The organism is Shewanella schlegeliana (genome assembly GCF_016765635.1).
Taxonomy (GTDB): domain Bacteria; phylum Pseudomonadota; class Gammaproteobacteria; order Enterobacterales; family Shewanellaceae; genus Shewanella; species Shewanella schlegeliana.
Window position 1 is genome coordinate 301,469 of record NZ_JAESVD010000004.1, and the last position, 22,254, is coordinate 323,722.

Genomic DNA, 22,254 nt, shown 5'->3' on the forward strand with positions numbered 1-22,254 from the left:
CAAGAAAGCACACTTGAATCATTACAGATCCATTCCCCCCTTTTTAGCATGACTCGATCTATAGGAATACTGCATGAAAATTGTGATAGCCCCCGACTCTTTCAAAGAAAGCCTGACCGCAATGGAAGTGGCAAATGAGATTGAGCGTGGATTTCGCACTGTCTTGCCAAACGCACAGTACGTTAAAGTGCCCGTAGCAGATGGTGGAGAAGGCACTGTGCAGTCAATGGTTGATGCCACCGATGGCAGCATTGTTACCCTCAATGTCACGGGTCCATTAGGCAATAAAGTTGAAGCCTTTTATGGCATCTTGGGTGCTGGCTATCAAGGAGATAAAAAAACGGCCGTGATTGAGATGGCCGCAGCGTCTGGCCTTCATTTGGTTGCCCAAGACAAGCGTAATCCGCTTATTACCACCAGTTACGGCACTGGCGAGCTGATTGTCGATGCCCTCAACCGTGGGATCAAACATATCATCATCGGCCTTGGTGGCAGTGCCACCAATGATGGCGGCGCGGGTATGGCTCAAGCAATTGGTGCCCACTTGCTCGACAATCAAGGAAAGACCCTTTCCGTTGGCGGCGCAGCACTGAAGCAATTAGCCAAACTCGAGTTAAACGATCTACATCCATTGATCAAAGAGTGCAGCTTCGAAGTCGCCTGTGATGTGAATAACCCACTCTGTGGAGATAAAGGGGCCTCGGCTATTTTTGGACCACAAAAAGGGGCGACAACCGCAATGGTGCAGCAGCTTGACAGCGCATTAGCCCATTTCGCCGATGTCATTGCCAGCTCAGGCATTGAAGATAACCGAGATCTTGCTGGCGCAGGAGCTGCAGGCGGCATGGGCCTCGGTGTGATGACCTTTCTAAATGCCCAGCTCAAACCCGGTATCGATATCGTGATGGAAACGGTTAACTTAGCAGGTTTGCTTGAGAACGCCGACTTAGTGATTACTGGTGAAGGCCGCCTCGACAGCCAAACCCTACACGGTAAAACGCCGATGGGTGTTGCCGGTGTCGCTAAAGCTCAGGGCCTGCCTGTGATTGCCATCGCAGGTTGCGTAAGCGATGATGCCAACGTGCTACTTGAGCATGGCATAGATGCGCTGTTCTCTATTACCCCTAGAGCATTGCCGCTTGTAGAGGTGCTTGCCAGCGCTAAACATAACCTCTACAGCACAGCTAAAAATATCGCTGCGCTATATGCGCTCTCACCCGCCAAATAGAACATCTCTGCATTTTTAAAACTCAAAAAGGCGCTTAACGGCGCCTTTTTCGCTCACTAATCTGCCAGACTTTAATACTAAAACCACTCTGACGCTCTCCTCATTAGTGTGATAAAGCCACCGCTATTATTTTTCTACTTGATGCACTATAAAGCATAAAGTAAAGTGACCGTCCATTTTGAGCGTCCGTTTTGACCATCTGTTTCGATAGGCAGTTCAGTTAAGAAAACAGCGTGATTAGTAGAGAAATTTAGCCCCATGACAGCAAGAAAAGCCACCGCTTCAGAAGAGGCATTACTGCGAATTTTTACGGTTCCAGAAGCCCCAGACTCTACCCTTAGTGTGATTGAACAAAATATCTCACAGAACCTAATGGGTTTTTTACAAGAAAGCGTGGTGGCTGTCGAGAAGCCACTTTCTGAAGTTGAACTGGATTTTCAACAATACCAGATCCCATCGGCGCCGCAATTTGTCTCTGACTACGCCGATAATATGATGCAAACATTAGTTGCTCATTCGGTGCATACCTCTGCGCCTAGCTTTATCGGTCATATGACCTCTGCCCTGCCTTACTTTGTATTACCCTTGTCTAAGATGATGGTAGGACTGAACCAGAATCTGGTAAAAATCGAGACATCGAAGGCCTTTACGCCACTGGAACGCCAAGTACTAGGCATGATGCACCATCTTGTATATAACGAGAATGAAGCCTTTTATCAAAGCTGGATGCACAGTGCCAATGTCTCCTTGGGGGCGTTTTGCTCAGGTGGTACAGTCGCCAACATCACCGCCTTGTGGACGGCGCGTAATCAACTACTTAAAGCAGATGGTGACTTTAAAGGTATCGCCAAACAAGGGCTGCTCAAAGGGCTGCGCCACTACGGCTATGATGATTTAGCAATTTTAGTCTCTGAGCGTGGCCACTACTCGCTCGCTAAAACTGCTGACCTATTAGGTATTGGCCGGGAAAACATTATTCAAGTTCCCACATCAGACGATAACAAGGTCGATGTCACTAAGATGCGAGCTCTCGCTAAGCAACTTGAGCAAGATAACATTCGTGTGATGGCAATCGTGGGCGTCGCGGGCACCACAGAAACCGGCAATATCGACCCGCTCAATGAACTTGCCGATTTAGCCGCTGAGCTTAACTGTCACTTTCATGTGGATGCGGCTTGGGGCGGCGCGAGCTTATTATCAAATAAGTATCGTCACCTACTAACGGGGGTTGAGCGAGCCGACTCCGTCACCATCGATGCTCACAAGCAGATGTATGTGCCTATGGGCGCAGGTATGGTGCTATTTAAAGATCCCACCTTTGCGAATGCCATCAAGCACCATGCAGAGTATATTTTGCGCCAAGGATCGAAAGACTTAGGCAGTCAGACTCTCGAAGGTTCGCGCCCAGGTATGGCGATGCTAGTGCATGCTTGTCTTAAGGTGATTGGCCGAGAAGGTTATGAGATTTTAATCAATAACAGCCTTGAAAAGGCCCGTTATTTCGCCGACTTAATCACGGCAGAAAGCGATTTTGAGCTGGTCTCTCAGCCAGAACTTTGTCTGCTCACCTATCGCTATGTGCCGCAATCAGTACAGCTTGCGATGGCCAAAGCTCGTGAAATTGGTGATACAGAGGCGCTAACCAAGTTTAATCAGCTATTAGATGGCTTGACTAAATTTGTACAAAAAACTCAGCGTGAACAAGGATCCTCGTTTGTATCACGTACCCGTATCAACCCTGAAAGCCACCAGCTGATGAACATCAAAGCTGTGGTATTTCGGGTAGTGTTAGCCAACCCACTGACAACAAAAGAGATTTTACAACAAGTTCTTACAGAGCAGGCACAGATAGCCTCGCAAGAAACCCTGTATTTACCTCAATTGCTCACGCTAGCACAAAGCTAACTTCTCATGACGGTAAGGCTCGACTAACTTTTCTCTTTATCGAGCCTTGCTGTAATGAACCGCTTTATATAACAGTCCCAAGTGAGAACATCATTGAAAAGTTCTCAATTGACTCCTTGTTCATGCACACCCAAAATCCCGTTAAAAAAGAGCGCGAAGCACGATTAATAAGTCTGCTAACCTATTGATAGGCAAGGATAGAGAAGGTGAAAAGGATGACGAAACTAGAAAATACGCTAAAAAATAAGTTAAAAGATGAGCTAAAAGATGAGCTAAAAGCCCAAGACTATCAAGTGGAAGAACAAGACTGCAAACTCAAAGTAAAACTTGGCGGATTGGCTACTCCTGTCTATATCGAAAATGATTTTGCCAACAATCGATTCATCGTGAATACACAGGATGTCAAAAACGGTATGTTTTATGGAGCAATGCTTTTTATTGCCCAAATATCCACATCTGACTCAACACAAGCACTCGTATCCGCTATTGCAGTTATCGGCTTGTTCACTATGCTGCTTACCGAACTCAAAAGCCAAATGCTAAAGCAACAAGTCGCTTCATTTAATCGAATAAATACTGCATAAAAATACCGCATAAAAGATTACTGCTGTTGACTGATAACCATGAGACGATAATGCCAAACCTTTATGCCTCTCCTCTTCTGACAAAAATCTAATTGAGCTTCATTCAAAAACTCACTAATTTTTACAGCTGTTCAAAAACATAAAGAAGCCACCTAACTGGTGGCTTCATATTTTAATAAACAAAATACTATTTTTACTACTTCGGCAACGCCGCCTGATGCGCCTCAATGAAGCGCACCATTTCAGCCTCCGCTCGCTGTTGGGCACTTGCTAATGTGTCTTCATCGCTCATCGCTTCGACCACCTCGTAGTAGCACTTTATCTTTGGCTCAGTGCCCGATGGCCTGACGATGACTCGGGCGCCATTTTCAAGGCGATAAATCAATACATCACTGGCGGGTAGTGCGATATTTTCTTCTGAGCCATCTTTACTGCCATCAAAGAAGTAGCGCTTACCAATACTGATATCATCAGTCGAAACCACCTTATGACCCGCTATCTCAACGGGAGGATGCTCACGCAGATAGGCACCAATATTTGGCGTCGTCGGTTTCAATGCAATGCTTACCTGAGCGTTGAGGTGGAAACCATGCTGACGATAGATGGCTTCAAGACGATCCCATATTGTCTGCCCCTGGCTGGCAAGCTCTGCAGTTAATTGGGCAAATGCAACCAGTGCCGATAAACCATCTTTATCCCACACCATAGAACCAACGGTGTAACCGAGCGCCTCTTCGTAGGCAAACAGGAAGCCGTTTTCGTCTGTTTCTTCACTCATCCCCACATTAGTTAGCCACTTAAAACCGGTCAAAGTCGTTAAGCAAGTCGCATTAAGGCTCTGGGCGACTCTTGATAATAAACTCGATGACACAATCGTGGTGCAGGTTAATCGCTGAGTATCACTGGCATGGGTCAATAGGTAATGACCTAATAACACACCAACTTGGTCGCCTGTGAGCATCTGATAATCCCCTGAAGCCGTGCGCACCGCAACGGCGAAACGGTCGGCATCGGGATCATTTGCACAGGCCAGCATAGCGTTATACTTTTTGGCCTCGGCGATCACCATATCCATCGCCCCCTCTTCTTCAGGGTTAGGGAAATTCACCGTAGGGAAATCCCCGTCGGGCAGCGCCTGCTCGGCAACTGAATAAACTTGTGTGAACCCCGCATCTTTCAGCACATTAAGCGCCATCTCGTTACCCACGCCGTGCATGGCCGTGTAGGCCAAACTGACAGACTCTGGCTGAGTATAATTTTGTAATACTGCTGCTTGCTTCACGCCTTGGCGATAAGCATCATAAAAATCATCCTCTAGCATAACTAGCAAGCCTGAGGCCTTGGCTTGCTGGATCTCCAATAATGGAATCGCCTCGGTCGCGGCTTTGTCGATACAAGCCGCGATACCACTATCGTGTGGAGGAATGATCTGAGCACCATTGTCCCAATATACCTTGTAGCCGTTATATTGCGGCGGATTATGACTGGCAGTGACCACAACACCCGCTGCGCAGCCAAGGTGAAGCATACCAAAGGCCACCAGCGGCGTTGCCGCCACATTGCCTGTGAGATAGACTTTAATTCCCATAGCCGTTAATACACTGGCGGCGTCATAGGCGAATTGCTTCGAATCATGGCGACCGTCATAACCAATCACTACGCCACGGCTTACTACGTCACTAATTTGTGCTTTTAGATAAGAAGCTAAACCCGCAGAAGTTTGCTGAATAACTAATCGATTCATTCGAGTCGGCCCCGCGCCCACGACACCGCGTAACCCCGCCGTACCGAAGGCGAGTCGTCCAGAAAAGCGCGCCTCAAGCTCAGTGCTATCATCAGAGTCTAAAAGGGCTTGTAGCTCCTGTCGCATCGCGGAGTCGGGATCGGCAGCCATCCAGTGTTTGACTCTCAATGCTAATTGGGTATCCATAACTCGCTCCATTTACTTTCAATGAGGTAATGGCCGCTAAAGAATTTTGAACCAAGCGCGACACATTACGAGAATTAAACCTAATTAAACACTAAGCCTAGCAGTTAGCTTGAACAAGACAATTTGCATTAAATTTTCATAATAAAGTTAACTCATCTCTTGGCCGTAATATTAAATGCTATCGCTCAGTAAGCTTTACCAAAACCGTTAGTGATGCCTAGTAAAACATTCAACGGCACAATGACTTCGAAAGTTAATTTAGTCTTTCTTTTGCCCATTTTCGCGCTCTGTTCATCTGATCACGAGCGCTTTTTTTAACTTATAGGCCCGATATGAATAGCTATTTTTACTTAAGCTTAGCCATTGTTTCTGAGGTAATTGCCACTAGTTTGCTACCCGTTACTATGGGGGTTAGTCGATTACTGCCCTCCATTGGCTGCGGTGTTGGCTATGGTGCTGCGTTTTACTTTTTATCCTTGGCCACTAACAGCATTCCTACTCACGTTGCCTACGCAATTTGGTGTGGTGCAGGAATCGTATTAATCACCATGCTAGGTATTTTTATGGGAAAGATGCCAAACCTTGATACTATCTTTGGCATGATTTTGATCGTCATCGGAGTTGCACTGATCAACATGAATTCTCCTAGCCTGCATTAAGTTATCCGTAAGCATGAGCCAAACGTGTGCTAATCGTGTAAAATTACCGGCTTGCTAAATAACCCCATGCAGCGAACTGTTAATCATGAGCCCGTTAAAAATAGAAACCCATATCAAAGTCCAGTCTACCGAGATTGATGCGGCAAGTCTGCTCGCAGAGGAAACCGGCTTATCCAAGCAAATGATTAAGCAAGCGATGCAAAAAGGGGCGGTTTGGCACAGTCATGGCAAGCAAACTAATCGTCTCCGCCGCGCTAAGAAGGCGCTTAAGGTCGGTGATGAGCTACATCTTTACTACAACCAAGCGGTATTAGATGAAGTGGTAACCGATGCAGAGCTACTATTTGACCAAGAGCAGTACAGTATCTGGTACAAACCTTTTGGCATGCGTTGTCAGGGCTCGAAGTGGAGCGACCACACCACCATTAATCGTTATATCGAGACCCACTTAAATCCGGCTCGTAATGCCTACCTTATTCACCGACTAGACTTAGCCGCAACCGGACTTATCGTGTTGGGTCATAATAAAAAAGTCACAGCCGCCATCGCCAAGCTGTTTGAAACCCGGGCGCTCGATAAATTTTATCAGGTGATAGTGGAAGGCAAGTTCCCGGACGGAAAAGTCACCATAGATACCGATGTAGATAACAAGTCGGCGCTATCACACGCCGAGCGCTTAGAGTACAGCAACGAGCTAAATCAGTCTAAAGTGCAGGTTAAAATCGAGTCAGGCCGTAAACACCAAATTCGTATCCATATGGCAAGTATTGGCCACCCTGTTGTCGGCGACAGACAGCATGGTAATGGCAGCGACCAGACGCCGAATCTGCAGCTTACCTCCTGCCACTTAAGCTTTGTCTGCCCAGTTACCGGTGAGGATAAAGTGTTCGAACTGCCGCAAAGCTACCGACCAGAATTTCAAGCAAGCTAATTTTGCCAGTAAGCGATAACTAAAAAGCCCACTAAACGTGGGCTTTTTATATGTGCCGCCACAGCGGCCACAGCTTCATGCTAAAAATCTTTACTCATCTACTGGTTTGTCTTTAAGTCGTTTCTTACCAGAAAACATAGCCGAGATAATACCGGGCTGATGCTTAAGCTCCGCAATAATCACACCGATAATATGAATGAGTACCACTAGCATCAGTAGATAAGCGCCATAAAGATGCACCTTACCTGTGACGCTTTTATAAGGTTTCATCTGAGCGACTTTTTGTTGGTCAACTCCGGTATCATCATAGGGTTTTAGCGAGGCGGGGTCGACGCCATCAGCTGCAATGTACTCGGTAACTGCCGCCCCAAAAGGAGGATAGAAAACATCCGTACCAGCACGCAACAATCCCGTAGCTCCAATAACAATTAACAATGCAAATATTGCGCTAACGGCCAATTTCCCCAACGGGTTATGCCCTAGATACTGCGGATTCTTACCCGCCTTCAATGCTTGTTGATAATCACTTGCCGCCTTAAAACTAGGCCATATATGGGATAACTTGGCATAACCACTGCCGATAACGCCCCATAATAAACGTACAAGCAGATTAATCACGAAAAGGTAGCCAATTACAATATGCAGCTCTTTAAGTTTAATCTTCGCCGCTAAGCCGCTAATGCCGAGTTCAGCTTTAAATAACATGATTAACCCGACAAACATTAACGCAGTGATCAACACCAGATTAATCCAGTGGAAAATGCGCACCGGTTTGTCCCACACTTGATAAATAGATACCGTTTCAATATTACTATCTTGCTTTTCACTCATCGACTTTCCCCCGAAAATCTTGGTTTACCCATATCTGCAAAATTTAACTGATCAATTTATGATACGCCTTTGAGCCTATTTTTCAGTAAATTATTGTTTAACACCACAGAGCCCTACAGCGAAGAATAACAGAAGATGAACATACCGACTTACTAAATTAGTGGTTAATCAACTTTAAAGATAACTTGGTCATTACACCCAGACCATATAGGGAATTTCATCATGACTTTACTGAACATTCGACTCTGTAAATAGCCACTCAACCAACCCCTAACCTTTGGGTAGGGAGACTGTCTGTACCATTGGCGTTCAACGCGAGAAAATTGACGAATAAAAGGAATGATTGCGAGATCGGCAAGACTGGGGGTATCTGAAACTAGGTATTGATGCTCAAGCAGCCTTAACTCAAGTATCTGTAAAAATCGTTCACAGTCTGCTCTGCGAGTGAACAGGTCGGCATCATGATAGCGCTTAGCACTACGGTAGCTTTCCAGACAGGTTTTGAACTCCTTATCAAACAGGTCAATCAAGCTTAGCATCTCCTGATGCCTATCAGACTTATCAGCAAAAAGGTAATTAGCAGGATCCCTACGACTAAGCGCCCATAGCATGATATCTAGACTCAGCTCAATAACCTCCCCGCTGGGCTGCACCAATACTGGCACGGTTCCCTTTGGTGAGGCCTCTAACAACTCGACCGGCTTGTTATCTAAACGCAACTCACGTAGCAGCACTGTTTGACCCGAAACATAGACAGCCAATCTTGCCCGAATGGCATAGGGACAATTGCGTAAAGAATAAAGTATAGCGGTTGACGATATAGCACTCATGATGGCTTTATTCCTTCGCTACGAGTTCGATAAAAAGCTAGCCAAATCTCTTATCAAGCAATTAAAAATGTAGAATCAGCTCAATTAAGTTTAAATCAATCTCAATCAAGTAATCTGTCCAGTATTAGCTGGCTTGTTTTTTACCTATGATAACCGTAGAGTGACTTCATCATAAGTAAAAGCGGTTAAATCACTTAGTTAAGCTGATTTATTCGACTATAGAACATACACTTTAGGTGCTATTTAAAGAGGGTTTCGTGGATAAACTAACCATCGCAGTGGACTTTTTATTAACCCATAAGCTTTTGCTAACGGTATTAATCATTGTTTTAATTTCAATGATTAAGCGCTTAGTGATCTCTCAAATTCGCGGTGATGTGGCGTTTTTAACTGAAGTTCAACGTAAATGGATGTCACGAACCAAGAATGGCACATTTATCTTAATCATAGTGATCTTGTTTATGCTGTGGCAGACAGAGATCAATAAGTTTGCCCTCTCCGTGACCGCTATTGCCATCGCTTTTGTTGTCGCTTCGAAAGAGATTATTCTCTGTTTTACTGGTTCGATTCAAAGAGCCAGCTCACGCTCATTTGTCATTGGTGACTGGATTGAAGTAGGAAAAATATGTGGTGAGGTGATTGAACACAACCTAATGGCGACGGTTATTCAAGAGATTGACCTGCACCATGGCCAGTATCACTTCACAGGGAAAACGGCGACCCTGCCTAACAGTATGTTCTTTAGTTATGCAGTTAAAAACCTCAACTTCATGAAGCGGTATGTCTACCACGACTTTTTTATCACTGTTGTGGAATTCGTAAACCTCTACCCACTGTTCCCCGAGTTACACGAGAAGATTGAAGCTCACTGTGAAGATTTCATTGAAGTTGCTAAACGCTATAATGGCGTTATCGAAAAGCATGCTGGCGTGGATTTACCTGGCTCTGAGCCCCACATCCATATTAGTAGCGGTATTAATGGCGAGCAATTTGTTCACATTATGATTTTCTGTCCTACTGAACAAGCCGTTCATTTAGAGCAGTTAATCAGAGAAGACTTTATGATTGCCTACCATGAGGCATTTGGTAAAGAGGTAGTGCTCTAGTATTTTACTAAGCTAAAAAGGCATAGACACAACAAGGATAACATTAACACTTGTCGCCTATGCCTAATTCAATGCTCAGCGAAATCCCTAACTCAATCACTTGTCACTTATTCGTGCGACCATTTGATCTGAAACTCAATCTCTTCCTCTGAGTCGCTCCGTTCATGTTCAACACTGTATGTCGCACGCACAGGTACATACACTCGCTCACCTGCGATTTGAATCTCAAACTTTTCACCCGTCTCTAGCGAGTCAGCAAGGCGCCTTAGCTTGGCAGCAAACTCGGCATTGCTATAACCCTTTTCGATATCTCTATCAGCTTTCTTGCTCATCATATCCCCTTAAAAGTTAACCTTAGGTTTACTACAATCTAGTCCAGCTTCGTCCAATGTTCCTGCTCTTTTAACACACCGTCTTCGGTGCGCTGGGTACGCCACTCCTTACCTTCTATGGTATAGGTGAAAGTAAAAGACTCCCCCGCATTAACGCCGAATGAGTTTAAATATGGATATTCGGTATAATCTGTCACTGTATATTCATAATCACCCGTTGCAGCGGCCCAAAATTCTAACGTTGGCTTAGCGTCACTACCTACATTTTTCATTGTGGTGAAACTAAAATGGTTCGCGGAGATGACTTTGATTGCGCTGAGCTTTAGATCGCTATATTCAACCCACTGGCCTTTACCATCTAGATACTTACCTGACACCAACTGCCAGCTACCAATAAAGGGATTCTCTGCCGCTTTCAAAGGCAAGCAAACGATAAAAAAGGCTAACAACACCTGGCTTAAAAATAGTGAAAATACCTTCATAACGCCTCCTTGAGCTTAATGAGTCTCTTATCACTTATTAGCCTATTCACTTTCATGACAAGTCAGTACAACAAGTCGATTATGCTAATCATAAGCAAAGAAACTTCATGGTGATTTATCCCTGATATCTAAAGAGCAATATATCTTTATATCAGTCACTTGAGAACAAAATTAATCTATAGATATAAAAAAGCAGCAATAGTATTGCTGCTTTTTTATATCTTAGTCAGTATCAACCCAACTTTGCTTATTGTAAAGACGCCTTTAGCCGCTCCATCCCCTCGTCAATACTCACCAACGCTTGGTAATCTAGATCCCGCTTAGCCGCACTAATGTCGAAATAGTGGCTCGTCGAAAGCTGCCTTGCCACAAAGCGGGTCATGATAGGCTCGTCTTGTTTACCCAATACGCTATATATCGACTCCAGAATGCACCCTGCCACATAGGCAAGATTGCTGGGGACTCGCTTAGTTACTGGTGGTCGATTTTTGCAGGCAAGAATTTTATTGAGCATGGCCGCCATCGTAATGGGTTCATCATTACTCAAATAGTAAGCTTTACCCGCACAAGCTGCACGACTCGCATCTTCGCAGCAAAGCTTAAGCGCAGCCAATACATGGGCGTAGGCAGCATTACCCACATAGATGGTATCGACTAGTTTATCTTCCCTTCCTACTAGCTTTAGTCTGCCAGCTTCAGCGCGCTCTAGCACCCTTGGTACCAGATGAGGATCGCTTGGCCCCCAGATAAGATGCGGCCGCAGCGCTGTGGTGCCAAGAGATTTACCATTACTGAGTTTATCGCCATTGGCGCTAAGCATCATCTGCTCGGCAATCGCCTTTGACTCACCATAGAAATTGAGAAACTGCTTAGCATAGGGCGCTGACTCATCATTGCCCACCTCATCTACCCCTGCAAAGGTAACGCTCGGTGTACTGGTATAGACTAAACGCTCGATACTGCACTTTTTACAGGCAGCGATGATATGACGCGCGCCATCAATATTGGGGGAAAAATAGCTCTGCTTACTGCCCCACACACCCGCTTTGGATGCCACATGAAACACAACATCACAGCCTTGCATCGCATCAAGTAGAGCTTGCTCATCGGCAATATCCCCTTTGACCATCTCTACGCCCATGGCGCTTAACTCGGAGTATTGGCCACGTGCAAAGCCTGTCACCTTTATCCCAGCGGCTAATAGCCGTTCACAGATAGCTTTACCTAAAAAGCCGCCCGCTCCGGTCACAAAGGCGTGATTGACCTTTTGCTTCAAGGCCAACAGCGCGGCCTGCTCTTGGGGTAAAAAATCTGCAAGCATAGGAGCGTGATTCTTGTTAGCTAATGACAAAGTGAACTACTCCTTGATCTGCTTTTGCGCCCAAACGGCTAACTTTTCACGGAAAATCTTAGCGTTATGACGAATATCGACTGGAAAATCGGGATGAATGAGGAAACGCTCTATACCTTGAGTCTGCGCATGCTGATCGGCAATCGCCCTTAGTTCACTGTAAAGCTGACTTGAGAGCGAGCAAGCAACAGACTGTTTAAGCTCGATACAGATAAGTGGCGTCACCTTGCCCGCCACTTTTACGCCCACTAAGGCGCTACGTTTCACATCGCTATGGGTATTAAAGATTCGCTCACAGGGAATAGAGTAATAACGTTTAGCTGGGTTATTAGTTGTAGGTGAAGCATCCGCATCGACGCGGTGAGCCTTACGGCCGCACATCCACAGTAAGCCATCACTATCTAGATAACCTAAGTCGCCCATACGGTGGCGTATTTGGCTACCATCGTTAATTTTGGCCACTCTAGTCGCGCTATCTCGCTGATAATAACTGCGACTCACCATAGGGCCTTTAACGACAATTTCACCGATTGTATTAACGGGTAGGGCTAAGCTGTCATCCCAAGTGCTGATAGGTTGCTCATCGATATCGATGATAGCAATATCCACTCCATCAATGGCTTTACCTACACAAATTCCACCGCCGTTATCAGTCACAGCGGTTGTATCAAACATTGCCTTACTGCCAATTTTACTTAAGGGTAAAGATTCTGTCGCGCCGTAAGAATTGAGGACTTCTACATCCTCATTAAGCATCTGACTGAAGCGTTTAATCGATGAGATGGTCGCTGGCGCACCGGCGGAGATCACCCGCTGGATACTCGTCAGTTTATGCTGCCTTGCTTCCCCCGCCGCCCCGAGACGCTCTATCAACGCAGGGTTCACAAACATATTGCTGCACTGGTATTTTTCGATAGCGGCAAAAATAAACTCAGGGTTGGCGGTAATCGGCTTACTCGCGTCCATATCGGGCACGATAGATGCCATGCCTAAAGCTGGGCCAAACAGTGAAAAAAGTGGGAAAGTGGCTAAGTCACGCTCGCCCGGCTTAATAGCATAATCATGTTTAAGCGCGGTGATTTGCGCCTCAAACATCTTATGGGAATAGACTACGCCCTTGGGGGTGCCTGTACTGCCACTGGTAAATAAAATTGCCGCCATGGCATCTTTATCGAGCCACTGCATCTTAAATGGAACAGTGGTTTGCGACCTGTTCGCTTTCAATAGGGTCTCTAGGCTAATTGCGCCAGTCAATGCCTGAGCGAGCGCACTGCCCCCCACATTGATTAAGTGCTTAACCGTAGGTTTGCCCCAGCCAAAGAGCCGTCTGGCGATATGGGCTTTGGGGATCCCGATAAAGGCGTCAGGCTTTGCCTCAATAAAACACTGCTTAAGGTTTTTAACGCCCATACCTGGGTCGACCAAGATAGGCACTATGCCTGCCTTAAAGAGTGCGAAGGTTAAGCAGAAAAAATCGATGCTAGGAGTGACCATCAATACCGCTTTCATGCCAGGCGTTAAACCATGGCTGATAAGCGCGCTAGCCAGCTCATCGCTTTTAGTATTAAGGGTCTGAAAGTCCATCTCTTGGTAGCGTAAAGCCGTTGTCGATTTGCCATTGGCTTGCTGTACGGCAACGGCAAGTGAGTCAGGGATAGTCTTGGCGGCACTAACTAAATGACGGCACAAATTTGCGCCGTCACTGTTTTCAATCAACTGACAGACCATCAAGTTTACGCCACCGATTCTGTAGCAGTTGGCTTATCACTTTTGGTCATAAAGGCTTTAATGTGAGCAATCACCTCATCGCTGGCATCTTCAAGAATATAGTGACCACAATCGCTAAACTCATGCACTTCGGCGTGGGGCATTCTCTGCTTCCACTCAGTCAGAAAGTGCTTATCGAAGACAAAGTCTTGCAGGCCCCAACAGATCACTGTCGGTATATCTTGAAATTGGCTTAGACTCGCCGCGATATCTGACACCAGTTCATAGTTACGGTCGCCCGGCTTTAACGGAATATCCTGCACAAAACGTAATGTAGAGATACGGTTTGCCCAAGAGTTAAACGGCGCAACATAGGCTTCGCGAATATCTTTGTGCATAGGCTTACGCTTCACGCCCACATAGGATGCCGCCGATGAAAAAGCGTTAAAGCCACGTACTAAGAATGTACCCAGCATGGTATTACGACAGATAGATAACGCCCATGGAAACGGCTTACTGGCAGGAAGATGAAATGCACAGGTATTGAGGATCACTAAACGCTTTATGCGTTCAGGGTAACGGGCCGCATAACCCATACCTATCATGCCGCCCCAGTCATGTACCACTAGGGTGATGTTCTCTTTCACATCTAAGTGTTCGAGTAAGGCTTCCAAATCATCGATACGATTCTTTAGGGTATAGTCATAACCGCTGTCATCGGGCTTATCAGATAAACCACAGCCAATATGATCAGGCACAATACATTGATGCTTATCGCTAAGGGCGCTAATGAGATTACGGTAATAAAAAGACCAGCTAGGGTTACCGTGAACCATAACCACAGGCTCGCCTTGGCCTTCATTCACGTATTGAAGCTTGTTACCATTTCTATCTAAATAATTGCGCTTAAACGGGTGCAGGGTGTCTAGCATGACGTGTCCTATCATTCTTATCTTTTAACGTGTAACTGTGTGGGTTGAGAACATTAAAAAGCCTACGCCGACAAGCGTAGGCTAATTAGCATTACCACTTAAGCCCCAACATCATGCAGTTTAAACCACTGCCTATGCCTAAGAAGCTCACTTGATCACCACGTTTCAAGAAACCTTGATCGTGGGCCATTGCAGCTGTAACAGGCAGTGAAACCGTGCCCATATTGCCAAGCAGCTTATAGGTTGGAAACTCTTTCTCTTCGGGGATATTCAGTGCGCTTAACACGTTACGACGGTTCGATGCGCCCACCTGATGACAGATCACTTTGTCGACCTGCTCCACCAGCCAGTTGCGCTGTTCAAGGAAGTGACTCCAAGTATGACGCGCAAGCTCAACGCCCTCTTTTAACAAGGCCACACCATTAGTACGCATAAACTCACGGTATAGTTGTGGACCCGCTTCTTCTAGGCCCCATTGACACAAGTCATAATGTTCGGGAGCGGATAGGTGACTGGCACCCAGTAGCTGATGCTCTCGATTGCCCTTGAGATTTAAGCTACCGTCGGTTAGCAAAACTGCCACTGCACCTGAGCCACCAGTTAGGGTCGCTAACGACTGAGCATAGTTTTGCATCGTCGGTTCGGCCAGCATCTTATCGATAGTGATATCGACGATATGACGTGCAGATTCGCATGACACTACTAGACCCGCTTTAATCTGACCAAGCTCGATACGGTTGGCGATATCTAAAATACCCGATAACACACCTAGGCAGGCATTACTGATATCGTAAATGGCGGTATCTTTAGAAACACCAAGCTTAGCCGCAATACGACATGCCGTCGCAGGCTCGTGTTGATCTCGGCAAACGCCAGTATAGACTACGGCGCCTAAATCGCTGATCTGTACGCCTGTTTCATCGATAGCTTTATGAGCCGCCGCTAAGGCGCCATCGGATAAACGATGTCCTTTAGGCCACCAGCGTCTTTCATGGATCCCTGTTAAGGTAGCAAGTTGCCCCATCGGAATACGAAACTTTTGGTATAAAGGCGCTAAACGAGACTCTAACTCCGAAGTCGACACAACTTCAGGCGCCAGCTCGTAGGCCATACTATTAATAAAAACGCGGGAATATTTCATGAAACTGCTTTTAGTCGCTCACAAGATTGGCCGATTGACGGCCTATCGAGATAATTATTTATTATTAACCAGCCATTTGAGCAAGAAAAAGCCGATGATTCAATAAAAAACCTCATTGCTGAGGCGTTTTAATCCAACCTATCATCGGCTTGACTTAGAAAATGGTGTTACTCTGGTCACGGATTCAATCACAGCTAACTTAATTACAACTTAATAAACAATTTGTTACGGGAAGATTAAATTAAGCTGACTCATATTTTCTATTTAAATGCATGAATTAGTGCATTTCGCGGCGTAATACTGTTTGAACAAAATTCACTCAGCTTAACCCGGTAACCTTGCTCCTCAAGAAAACAGACTCTATCTAGCAGCAGCCACTGCTCCAGTAACGCTCTAAAAAGGTGCGCCACTAAATCGATGCGCCTCGTTAAACGCTGACGTTGCTCGCCGATAAGCAGATATTCTTGCCAATCTATATTGAGCGGTAAACTCACGCCTTTAGCATCGGCAGCCCAATGACAAAAATCTTCAAAGCTCGCATTTAACTGGCTCTGCTTAATCGCGGGCACAGGAAGATATTCATCACAACCGCGTACCTTACGCTGCAACGCATCGAAACCTAGACGCCATGCCATCTCCTGCAGTCGATATGCCTTGTGCTTATCGTTAGCAATAACACTTTGCTGCAACGGAAGCTGCAGATCGGCACGGCTTAAGATAAGCGCACTAGCCTTAGCCACGCTTGATAGCGGCAGATAATGCTTAGCCTGAATTAAGTGGTAACAACAAGGAGAGATCACCAGTTGCTTGGTACCAGCATGACTAGCATGTTTTAGTAATGTCACGTGTAGATCGCCACAGGCATGTAACGCCACCGCGAGCTGCTCTGTATGTAACTGCTCACTTTGCCCTGCAAACGCATCGGCGCAAATAAAGGTTTGCGGCAGCTTCCACTTAGCCGCGAACAGCTCTCCGGCGTCACAGAGGCTTTGCTGCCACTCAAGACTTACTACCTCACGTTGATGCGCTTTGGCAATCAGGCGGCCTAAATGGCCTTTCCCCGCACACCACTCCAGCACCGAGGTGTTATCACGAGGCAGCTTCGCCACAAAGGCATTTATCTGCTGCCACTTACGCCCTTTAATATGGGCGCTAAAATGCGGTTCATCCTCTAACGACAGCAACATTGGAGACTCTGAGGCTGACTCAGGCACCGCTTCATTTTTAGCTGACTCACCAATAGCCGAAAGAGACAATAACGCTAAGGGCCACTGCAGACCTTGAGCATCGAGATCTGCAGCCAACGCAGGCAACAATGCTTCATTAAGGTTATTTTGGCATGCATCAATCTGCTCTAGTGAGTCATCACTAAGCTGCCAGACCGTAGCGGCCAAATTGGGAAAAGCATCGCTCCACGGCAGCTGCTCACACTCAAAGCTGCGGCTACGCCACAACGGCTGACTTTGGGTCAACATTGCGTCTATCTGTTTAAGGCGCTGCGCTGCGCTCAAGCTCGAGGTTTGTTCTGAAGTTAAAGTCATCTTTTAGTCATTTACGGTTACAGCATAGTGCTATTAAAGCCACGAAAAAAACGGGCACCTTGATAGGTGCCCGCTAGTTTAACATGTCATGGTCTATATTCGTTTAGGCTTTTTGCTCGCTGCTGATGCTTACCGCAGCTTGCTTCTTAATTTGCATACGCTTACCTAGCCAGACACCTAGGCCAAGCGGTGCGAAGAATACCACCACTAAGAAGAGCACGAAGTATAAGATAAGGCTCTTTAGCGTCTTAGTGATCTCTTGGAACACCACCTCTACCGTATGCTGAGATAACTGCTCCAAATCGACAGCCGCTGCGGCGCGCTCTCTGGTGACCATCGCCTCCAGTGCCATACGTTCATTTTTCACCATCAGCTCTAATGCTTGGCGCTCAACCGACAGCTGTCTAAGCTTGTCATCGGTGTCAATGCTAAGCTGCTCTAAGAGCGGACTTAACTCTCTTCGCATATCGACCGCTAAGGTCTGCATCATCTCAGGGCTCTGTGCCATTAACTGCTGAAACTTGGCCGAAGTGTCGCTGATACTCATCAAGGTGCGCTGAATTTCATCGGCGTTAATATTTGAGTGCAGTGCATAAAGCTCCGCCTTCCAGCCTAAAATCTTAGGCATTTGCTCAGCAATCATCGCCATTCTATCTGAGATATCACTCATCACTTCCGGTACAGTACCGAAGGTGGTAACAGCATCAAACTCACTAATTTGATGAAATTCAAGCCACTCGGTAAAGGCTGACTCACGAGCAAAGGCCATATCCTTAATTGGATTCTTAGCCACATATTGCTTCACAAACTCTTGGTTCTTGTCAAAGTTGGCAGCACCAAACTTCTTGATAGTACGCTCAAACTGATCACGCAATTTAATGCTGGTATCGATAGCGACCTGCTGCTGTTCGGCAAATAGGTTCTTACCTGCACCACTTTCAAAGAACTGCGCCATCTGCTCGGTAAACACCCACGTATCGACCATTGCCGCCGTTGGTGAAGCTTGGAAAATAGTATGCTGCAGGTTCTGCTCAGCATTAATCTTCCACATTAAGGTATTTGATTGAATCGCAATACTATCAGTATTACGCTCAATCAGATCCGCAGCGCTTTCGACTTGACTGTAGAAAACGGTACTAAAGTCTCGGCTCAGTACCCGCATATTAAGCTGGTCTTTGGGCAGTGGCTCGATACCACTTTCCAGTTTAACCTCGAGCAGTGAACAAGCACTGGTTAGTATCGCGACTACAGTCACTATACAAAAGCGAAACAGCGTCTTCATAACTCCTCCAGAAAACACACAATTCATTGAATATTTGAATAAAAAATATTGGTTGATAATTTTAGCATCAGATTTAAACAATACCTATAGCCATATCAACTATGGCTCATTAGCCGGAATTATGAGTCTGCCCTAACGGGTTCGGGATACACACATTCCGCTCGGTAATATGGTTTCGCTTGTCAGCTAATTCTAGCTAACTTAAAATCTGCCGCAAATTCGAACAACAATAAGATAGCCACCTTATGAAACAATCCCCTTGTGTGGCCCATTGTGGCCTTAATGATGAAGATTATTGTATGGGGTGTTATCGCCATATCGATGAGATCGTCGGTTGGAGTAATGCCAGTGATGAGCAAAAAAAGCAGATCTGGCTAAAGCTCGCAGAACGAAAATCACTGATGCAGGGCAGGGAAAACAGTGCCATTTTAAGTCGAGAAAAATGGATAGAAGCTGAACAAAGGCTAAAGCCTTCAGAGTCAGACGAAGTCAACTAGATACAAAAAGAGCCGCTAATGCGGCTCTTTTTTATTCGCTTTTTATAAGAAGCTTGGGGTATTACTTCTTCATCATGCTTTTCAAATCGGCAAACGGATTATAAGTCGCCGCTTCTACTTTTGTTTCAGTGGTTGAACCATATTGAATCAGCTCTTCAAACTTTGAGTGTTCATTGTCATGACAGTAAAGGCACAACAGTTCCCAGTTCGAGCCATCTGATGGATTATTATCGTGGTTATGATCACGATGATGCACCGTCAACTCTCTTAGGTTGGCATTGTTAAATTCACGAGTACAGCGGCCACATACCCAGGGGTAAAGCTTAAGTGCCTGTTCGCGATAACCGCCCTCACGCTTAGCTTTGTACTCTCTGGCCTCTGCCAGTACTTTATCTAACTTACTCTGCCCTTGATTGGTCGACATGATCTTTCTCATTAAAGTTTGTTACCTAGAGCCAATTGTATCACTGACTCTAGGGAAGTTTCACCGCAAATTGCTCGCTAATCTAACAGGCTAAGAGTTAGTTTCGCTGCCTAAATACTCTGAACTTGATAGATGTAAGTAGTGTAAGTACTTCTCATACTGTGTTACCACATCCGCCAGAATCTGTTCTTGAGTAAAGCCCATCACATCATAGTGCTGACCGCCATGCTCTAGGAAAACTTCGACGCGGTAGTATTCGTTATCACTGTCACCATCACCATTGCTAACATCACTTTCTAACGGATTAGAGATGGTATAGGCACGAATACGCAGGCCATACACAAAGTCATTGTGCTCTTCGCTGTGGACCACGAAACGAATGCGATTATCGAAGTTTAAGATCTCTGCCGAAATCGAGCGACTTAAGAAGCTCTCACACACTTTCGATAAAGCAGGCTGCGCCACTTTATCAAGGAAGTCCTGTGCTTCTTGCTGACTTGGGTGAGACAACAATACGTCAATATGCGACTCCCAGCTTACGTTAGTCTTAGTGAACTGCACGCTAGTATTGTGTGATTGTACGCTGTTGATCTTTAACCAGTCATCCTTTAGCGCAATATACAGACCAAAACACATCAGTAGCATAACAATCAAGAAAGGTAACGCACTGGCAATTGCCGCCGTCTGTAGCGCCTGTAAGCCACCCGCTAATAACAATACTGACGCCACAACACCTTGCATTAGAGCCCAGAAAATACGCTGCCATACTGGCGCATCATGATCACCACCCGACGTTAGGTTATCGATTACCAATGAACCTGAGTCAGATGAGGTCACAAAGAAAGTCACTACCAAACACAGTGCAATTGTCGAAAACAGTGTCGAGAATGGCATATGCTCAAAGAACACGAACAGTGCTACTGAAACATCTTCTGAAACGGCATCAGAAAGATAGGTTCCACCATTAGAGATCACATCGATAGCGCTGTTACCAAAGCCTGTCATCCAAAGGAAGGTTAGTGCTGACGGAACAAATAATACGCCGACGAGGAATTCACGAATTGTACGACCACGAGAAACTCGAGCGATAAAGGTACCGACGAATGGAGACCATGAGATCCACCACCCCCAATAAAGTAGCGTCCAACCACCTATCCAATCGTTCTTTTGCTCGTACGCGTATAGGTTAAACGTCTTACCAACGATATCACTTAAATAGGCACCGGTGTTCTGTACGAAAGCTTGTAGCAGTTCAACGGTAGGACCAAATATTAAGACAAATACTAACAACAACACCGCAAGGATCAGGTTAAGCTCACTTAGACGCTTAACCCCATTATCTAGGCCTGAAAATACCGATATTGTGGCAATACCACAGACACCGATAATCAAACAAACTTGTACCGTTGCACTAACAGGCACATCTAACAGGTAGTTCAATCCAGAGTTAAGCTGGAATACACCAAAGCCTAGCGATGTCGCAACACCAAACATGGTGCCGAGAACCGCAAACGTATCGACGGCATGACCAATTGGGCCATAGATCTTTTCACCGATTAATGGATACAAGGCACTTCTTGGTAGTAGGGGTAGCTTATGGCGATAAGAGAAATACGCCAAGCTCAAGGCAACCACAGCATAGATAGCCCATGCATGAATACCCCAGTGGAAGAAGGTGATCTTCATGGCATCTTTTGCCGCCTGAATGGTCAAAGGATCGGCATCAGGTGGAGCCATGTAGTGCATCACAGGTTCAGCCACACCGAAGAACATCAAACCAATACCCATGCCTGCAGAGAACAGCATAGCGATCCAGCTCTTATAGGTGTAGTCGGGTTCAGCGTGATCAGGGCCTAGCTTGATATCACCAAAACGGCTAACCATCACGAAGATGATAAAAATGAGAAAGACAGCCACACCTAAGATGTAAAGCCAACCAGCTTTAAGCTCAAACCAGGATTGCGCCGTTTTGAAAATATCTTGTGATTGAGTGGGCCAAACAGCACAAACAAACACCATTAAGGTAATTAAAATTACCGAGGAGAAAAATACAGGTGGATTAATACTCGATTTTATCGACATATAGTTACCGCGATCAATGAAGTACACACAATAATTCTAGCCCTGCCTAGGTCGGCAAGCCACAAATTAGCGGTGTATCAGTTAATAATAAGAATACACTGACGGGGTTATTTTTTTATAGTTAAACCCGTTAATGATACTCACCTTAAGAATGTTTATAAAACCTAGAGGCTTATCTTGAATATAGATGAGACTTTTGATTAATTAACATCTAACACCCATCATGGTAAATAATGGCTTAGGCTTATGTATCTCAAGCTAATAAAAGATAAGCACTTACTTACACTGAAAGGCACATAAATCACATTGAATAGCCCAACACCGGAACGCCGAATGTCGGCTTGGTTCAGCTATTTAATAGGATTTAGCTCACAGGTTATAACAACACAATTTTCACTTGCACTATACATTATTTCCCGAGTTATTGTTTTCGTCTAGATCCAAAAAACAAAAAAAGCAGCTTATCGCTGCTTTTTTGT

At 45.6% G+C, this 22,254-nt stretch carries 20 protein-coding genes; 7 read left to right on the plus strand and 13 right to left on the minus strand.

Going from position 1 to position 22,254, the window contains the following annotated elements:
* The first annotated feature begins 73 nt into the window (after positions 1 to 73).
* From JMA39_RS09025 to JMA39_RS09035, 3 genes are all read left to right on the plus strand, one after another.
* Positions 74 to 1,228 (plus strand): glycerate kinase, encoded by a 1,155-nt coding sequence (locus tag JMA39_RS09025; RefSeq protein ID WP_202721547.1) that lies wholly within the window; start codon positions 74 to 76, stop codon positions 1,226 to 1,228.
* Between the two features lie 258 nt (positions 1,229 to 1,486).
* Complete coding sequence (gene panP / locus JMA39_RS09030) at positions 1,487 to 3,133, plus strand: pyridoxal-dependent aspartate 1-decarboxylase PanP (RefSeq protein WP_202721548.1); 1,647 nt, start codon at positions 1,487 to 1,489, stop codon at positions 3,131 to 3,133.
* Between the two features lie 215 nt (positions 3,134 to 3,348).
* Positions 3,349 to 3,717 (plus strand): hypothetical protein, encoded by a 369-nt coding sequence (locus JMA39_RS09035; protein ID WP_202721549.1) that lies wholly within the window; start codon positions 3,349 to 3,351, stop codon positions 3,715 to 3,717.
* Positions 3,718 to 3,913: 196 nt separating this feature from the next.
* Here JMA39_RS09035 and JMA39_RS09040 read toward each other — a convergent pair whose 3' ends face one another.
* Positions 3,914 to 5,647 carry a phospho-sugar mutase gene (locus JMA39_RS09040; protein ID WP_202721550.1) on the minus strand — a complete coding sequence of 578 codons (1,734 nt, stop codon included), beginning with the start codon at positions 5,645 to 5,647 and terminating at the stop codon, positions 3,914 to 3,916.
* Positions 5,648 to 5,979: 332 nt separating this feature from the next.
* Here JMA39_RS09040 and JMA39_RS09045 point away from each other — a divergent pair, with 332 nt between their 5' ends.
* Together JMA39_RS09045 and JMA39_RS09050 are read left to right on the plus strand one after the other, a co-directional pair.
* Positions 5,980 to 6,306: a DMT family transporter gene (locus tag JMA39_RS09045; RefSeq protein ID WP_202721551.1), complete on the plus strand. Its 327-nt coding sequence runs from the start codon at positions 5,980 to 5,982 to the stop codon at positions 6,304 to 6,306.
* An 85-nt stretch (positions 6,307 to 6,391) separates the two neighbouring features.
* On the plus strand, positions 6,392 to 7,237 hold the full coding sequence (locus JMA39_RS09050; RefSeq protein WP_202721552.1) for a pseudouridine synthase family protein: 846 nt from the start codon (positions 6,392 to 6,394) through the stop codon (positions 7,235 to 7,237).
* A gap of 90 nt (positions 7,238 to 7,327) precedes the next feature.
* Here the strand turns inward: JMA39_RS09050 and JMA39_RS09055 are convergent, their stop codons facing one another.
* Together JMA39_RS09055 and JMA39_RS09060 are read right to left on the minus strand one after the other, a co-directional pair.
* On the minus strand, positions 7,328 to 8,068 hold the full coding sequence (locus JMA39_RS09055) for a cytochrome b/b6 domain-containing protein (protein ID WP_202721553.1): 741 nt from the start codon (positions 8,066 to 8,068) through the stop codon (positions 7,328 to 7,330).
* Between the two features lie 164 nt (positions 8,069 to 8,232).
* Positions 8,233 to 8,898 carry a glutathione S-transferase gene (locus JMA39_RS09060; RefSeq protein WP_202721554.1) on the minus strand — a complete coding sequence of 222 codons (666 nt, stop codon included), beginning with the start codon at positions 8,896 to 8,898 and terminating at the stop codon, positions 8,233 to 8,235.
* A gap of 257 nt (positions 8,899 to 9,155) precedes the next feature.
* On the opposite strand from JMA39_RS09060, the gene JMA39_RS09065 reads away from it, so the two are divergent.
* A complete protein-coding gene (locus JMA39_RS09065; protein ID WP_202721555.1) occupies positions 9,156 to 10,004 on the plus strand; it encodes a mechanosensitive ion channel family protein in 849 nt (282 codons plus the stop codon).
* Positions 10,005 to 10,111: 107 nt separating this feature from the next.
* Here JMA39_RS09065 and JMA39_RS09070 read toward each other — a convergent pair whose 3' ends face one another.
* From JMA39_RS09070 to JMA39_RS09105, 8 genes are all read right to left on the minus strand, one after another.
* Positions 10,112 to 10,336, minus strand: coding sequence for an amphi-Trp domain-containing protein (locus JMA39_RS09070; RefSeq protein ID WP_202721556.1), 225 nt, complete (start codon positions 10,334 to 10,336; stop codon positions 10,112 to 10,114).
* Positions 10,337 to 10,374: 38 nt separating this feature from the next.
* Entirely contained in the window at positions 10,375 to 10,818 is a 444-nt protein-coding gene (locus JMA39_RS09075) for a hypothetical protein (protein ID WP_202721557.1), read from the minus strand.
* Positions 10,819 to 11,065: 247 nt separating this feature from the next.
* Positions 11,066 to 12,139, minus strand: coding sequence for a 2-alkyl-3-oxoalkanoate reductase (gene oleD, locus JMA39_RS09080; protein WP_202721649.1), 1,074 nt, complete (start codon positions 12,137 to 12,139; stop codon positions 11,066 to 11,068).
* A 36-nt stretch (positions 12,140 to 12,175) separates the two neighbouring features.
* The gene (gene oleC / locus JMA39_RS09085; protein WP_202721650.1) at positions 12,176 to 13,897 is read right to left on the minus strand and encodes an olefin beta-lactone synthetase; all 1,722 of its coding nucleotides are present in this window, start codon (positions 13,895 to 13,897) and stop codon (positions 12,176 to 12,178) included.
* Positions 13,898 to 13,902: 5 nt separating this feature from the next.
* Positions 13,903 to 14,808, minus strand: a complete 906-nt coding sequence (locus JMA39_RS09090; protein ID WP_202721558.1) for an alpha/beta fold hydrolase — start codon at positions 14,806 to 14,808, stop codon at positions 13,903 to 13,905.
* Positions 14,809 to 14,899: 91 nt separating this feature from the next.
* Positions 14,900 to 15,949, minus strand: coding sequence for a 3-oxoacyl-ACP synthase III (locus tag JMA39_RS09095; protein ID WP_202721559.1), 1,050 nt, complete (start codon positions 15,947 to 15,949; stop codon positions 14,900 to 14,902).
* 260 nt (positions 15,950 to 16,209) lie between these two features.
* A complete protein-coding gene (locus tag JMA39_RS09100; protein ID WP_202721560.1) occupies positions 16,210 to 17,490 on the minus strand; it encodes a methyltransferase in 1,281 nt (426 codons plus the stop codon).
* Positions 17,491 to 17,593: 103 nt separating this feature from the next.
* A complete protein-coding gene (locus tag JMA39_RS09105) occupies positions 17,594 to 18,772 on the minus strand; it encodes a chemotaxis protein (protein ID WP_202721561.1) in 1,179 nt (392 codons plus the stop codon).
* A gap of 245 nt (positions 18,773 to 19,017) precedes the next feature.
* Between JMA39_RS09105 and JMA39_RS09110 the strand changes: the two genes are divergently transcribed.
* Positions 19,018 to 19,269, plus strand: coding sequence for a DUF1289 domain-containing protein (locus tag JMA39_RS09110; RefSeq protein ID WP_202721562.1), 252 nt, complete (start codon positions 19,018 to 19,020; stop codon positions 19,267 to 19,269).
* 61 nt (positions 19,270 to 19,330) lie between these two features.
* On the opposite strand, the gene JMA39_RS09115 is transcribed toward JMA39_RS09110, so the two are convergent.
* Entirely contained in the window at positions 19,331 to 19,693 is a 363-nt protein-coding gene (locus JMA39_RS09115) for a YajD family HNH nuclease (RefSeq protein ID WP_202721563.1), read from the minus strand.
* Positions 19,694 to 19,783: 90 nt separating this feature from the next.
* Positions 19,784 to 21,775, minus strand: coding sequence for a BCCT family transporter (locus tag JMA39_RS09120; protein ID WP_202721651.1), 1,992 nt, complete (start codon positions 21,773 to 21,775; stop codon positions 19,784 to 19,786).
* Positions 21,776 to 22,254: the final 479 nt, after the last annotated feature.

Excerpts from the sequence above, each read along its gene's own strand:
- JMA39_RS09025 (WP_202721547.1), top strand. The coding sequence starts at position 74 with ATGAAAATTGTGATAGCCCCCGACTCTTTCAAAGAAAGCCTGACCGCA.
- panP (WP_202721548.1), top strand. The coding sequence starts at position 1,487 with ATGACAGCAAGAAAAGCCACCGCTTCAGAAGAGGCATTACTGCGAATT.
- JMA39_RS09035 (WP_202721549.1), top strand. The coding sequence starts at position 3,349 with ATGACGAAACTAGAAAATACGCTAAAAAATAAGTTAAAAGATGAGCTA.
- JMA39_RS09040 (WP_202721550.1), bottom strand. The coding sequence starts at position 5,647 with ATGGATACCCAATTAGCATTGAGAGTCAAACACTGGATGGCTGCCGAT.
- JMA39_RS09045 (WP_202721551.1), top strand. The coding sequence starts at position 5,980 with ATGAATAGCTATTTTTACTTAAGCTTAGCCATTGTTTCTGAGGTAATT.
- JMA39_RS09050 (WP_202721552.1), top strand. The coding sequence starts at position 6,392 with ATGAGCCCGTTAAAAATAGAAACCCATATCAAAGTCCAGTCTACCGAG.
- JMA39_RS09055 (WP_202721553.1), bottom strand. The coding sequence starts at position 8,068 with ATGAGTGAAAAGCAAGATAGTAATATTGAAACGGTATCTATTTATCAA.
- JMA39_RS09060 (WP_202721554.1), bottom strand. The coding sequence starts at position 8,898 with ATGAGTGCTATATCGTCAACCGCTATACTTTATTCTTTACGCAATTGT.
- JMA39_RS09070 (WP_202721556.1), bottom strand. The coding sequence starts at position 10,336 with ATGAGCAAGAAAGCTGATAGAGATATCGAAAAGGGTTATAGCAATGCC.
- JMA39_RS09075 (WP_202721557.1), bottom strand. The coding sequence starts at position 10,818 with ATGAAGGTATTTTCACTATTTTTAAGCCAGGTGTTGTTAGCCTTTTTT.
- oleD (WP_202721649.1), bottom strand. The coding sequence starts at position 12,139 with ATGCTTGCAGATTTTTTACCCCAAGAGCAGGCCGCGCTGTTGGCCTTG.
- oleC (WP_202721650.1), bottom strand. The coding sequence starts at position 13,897 with ATGGTCTGTCAGTTGATTGAAAACAGTGACGGCGCAAATTTGTGCCGT.
- JMA39_RS09090 (WP_202721558.1), bottom strand. The coding sequence starts at position 14,808 with ATGCTAGACACCCTGCACCCGTTTAAGCGCAATTATTTAGATAGAAAT.
- JMA39_RS09095 (WP_202721559.1), bottom strand. The coding sequence starts at position 15,949 with ATGAAATATTCCCGCGTTTTTATTAATAGTATGGCCTACGAGCTGGCG.
- JMA39_RS09100 (WP_202721560.1), bottom strand. The coding sequence starts at position 17,490 with ATGACTTTAACTTCAGAACAAACCTCGAGCTTGAGCGCAGCGCAGCGC.
- JMA39_RS09105 (WP_202721561.1), bottom strand. The coding sequence starts at position 18,772 with ATGAAGACGCTGTTTCGCTTTTGTATAGTGACTGTAGTCGCGATACTA.
- JMA39_RS09110 (WP_202721562.1), top strand. The coding sequence starts at position 19,018 with ATGAAACAATCCCCTTGTGTGGCCCATTGTGGCCTTAATGATGAAGAT.
- JMA39_RS09115 (WP_202721563.1), bottom strand. The coding sequence starts at position 19,693 with ATGTCGACCAATCAAGGGCAGAGTAAGTTAGATAAAGTACTGGCAGAG.
- JMA39_RS09120 (WP_202721651.1), bottom strand. The coding sequence starts at position 21,775 with ATGTCGATAAAATCGAGTATTAATCCACCTGTATTTTTCTCCTCGGTA.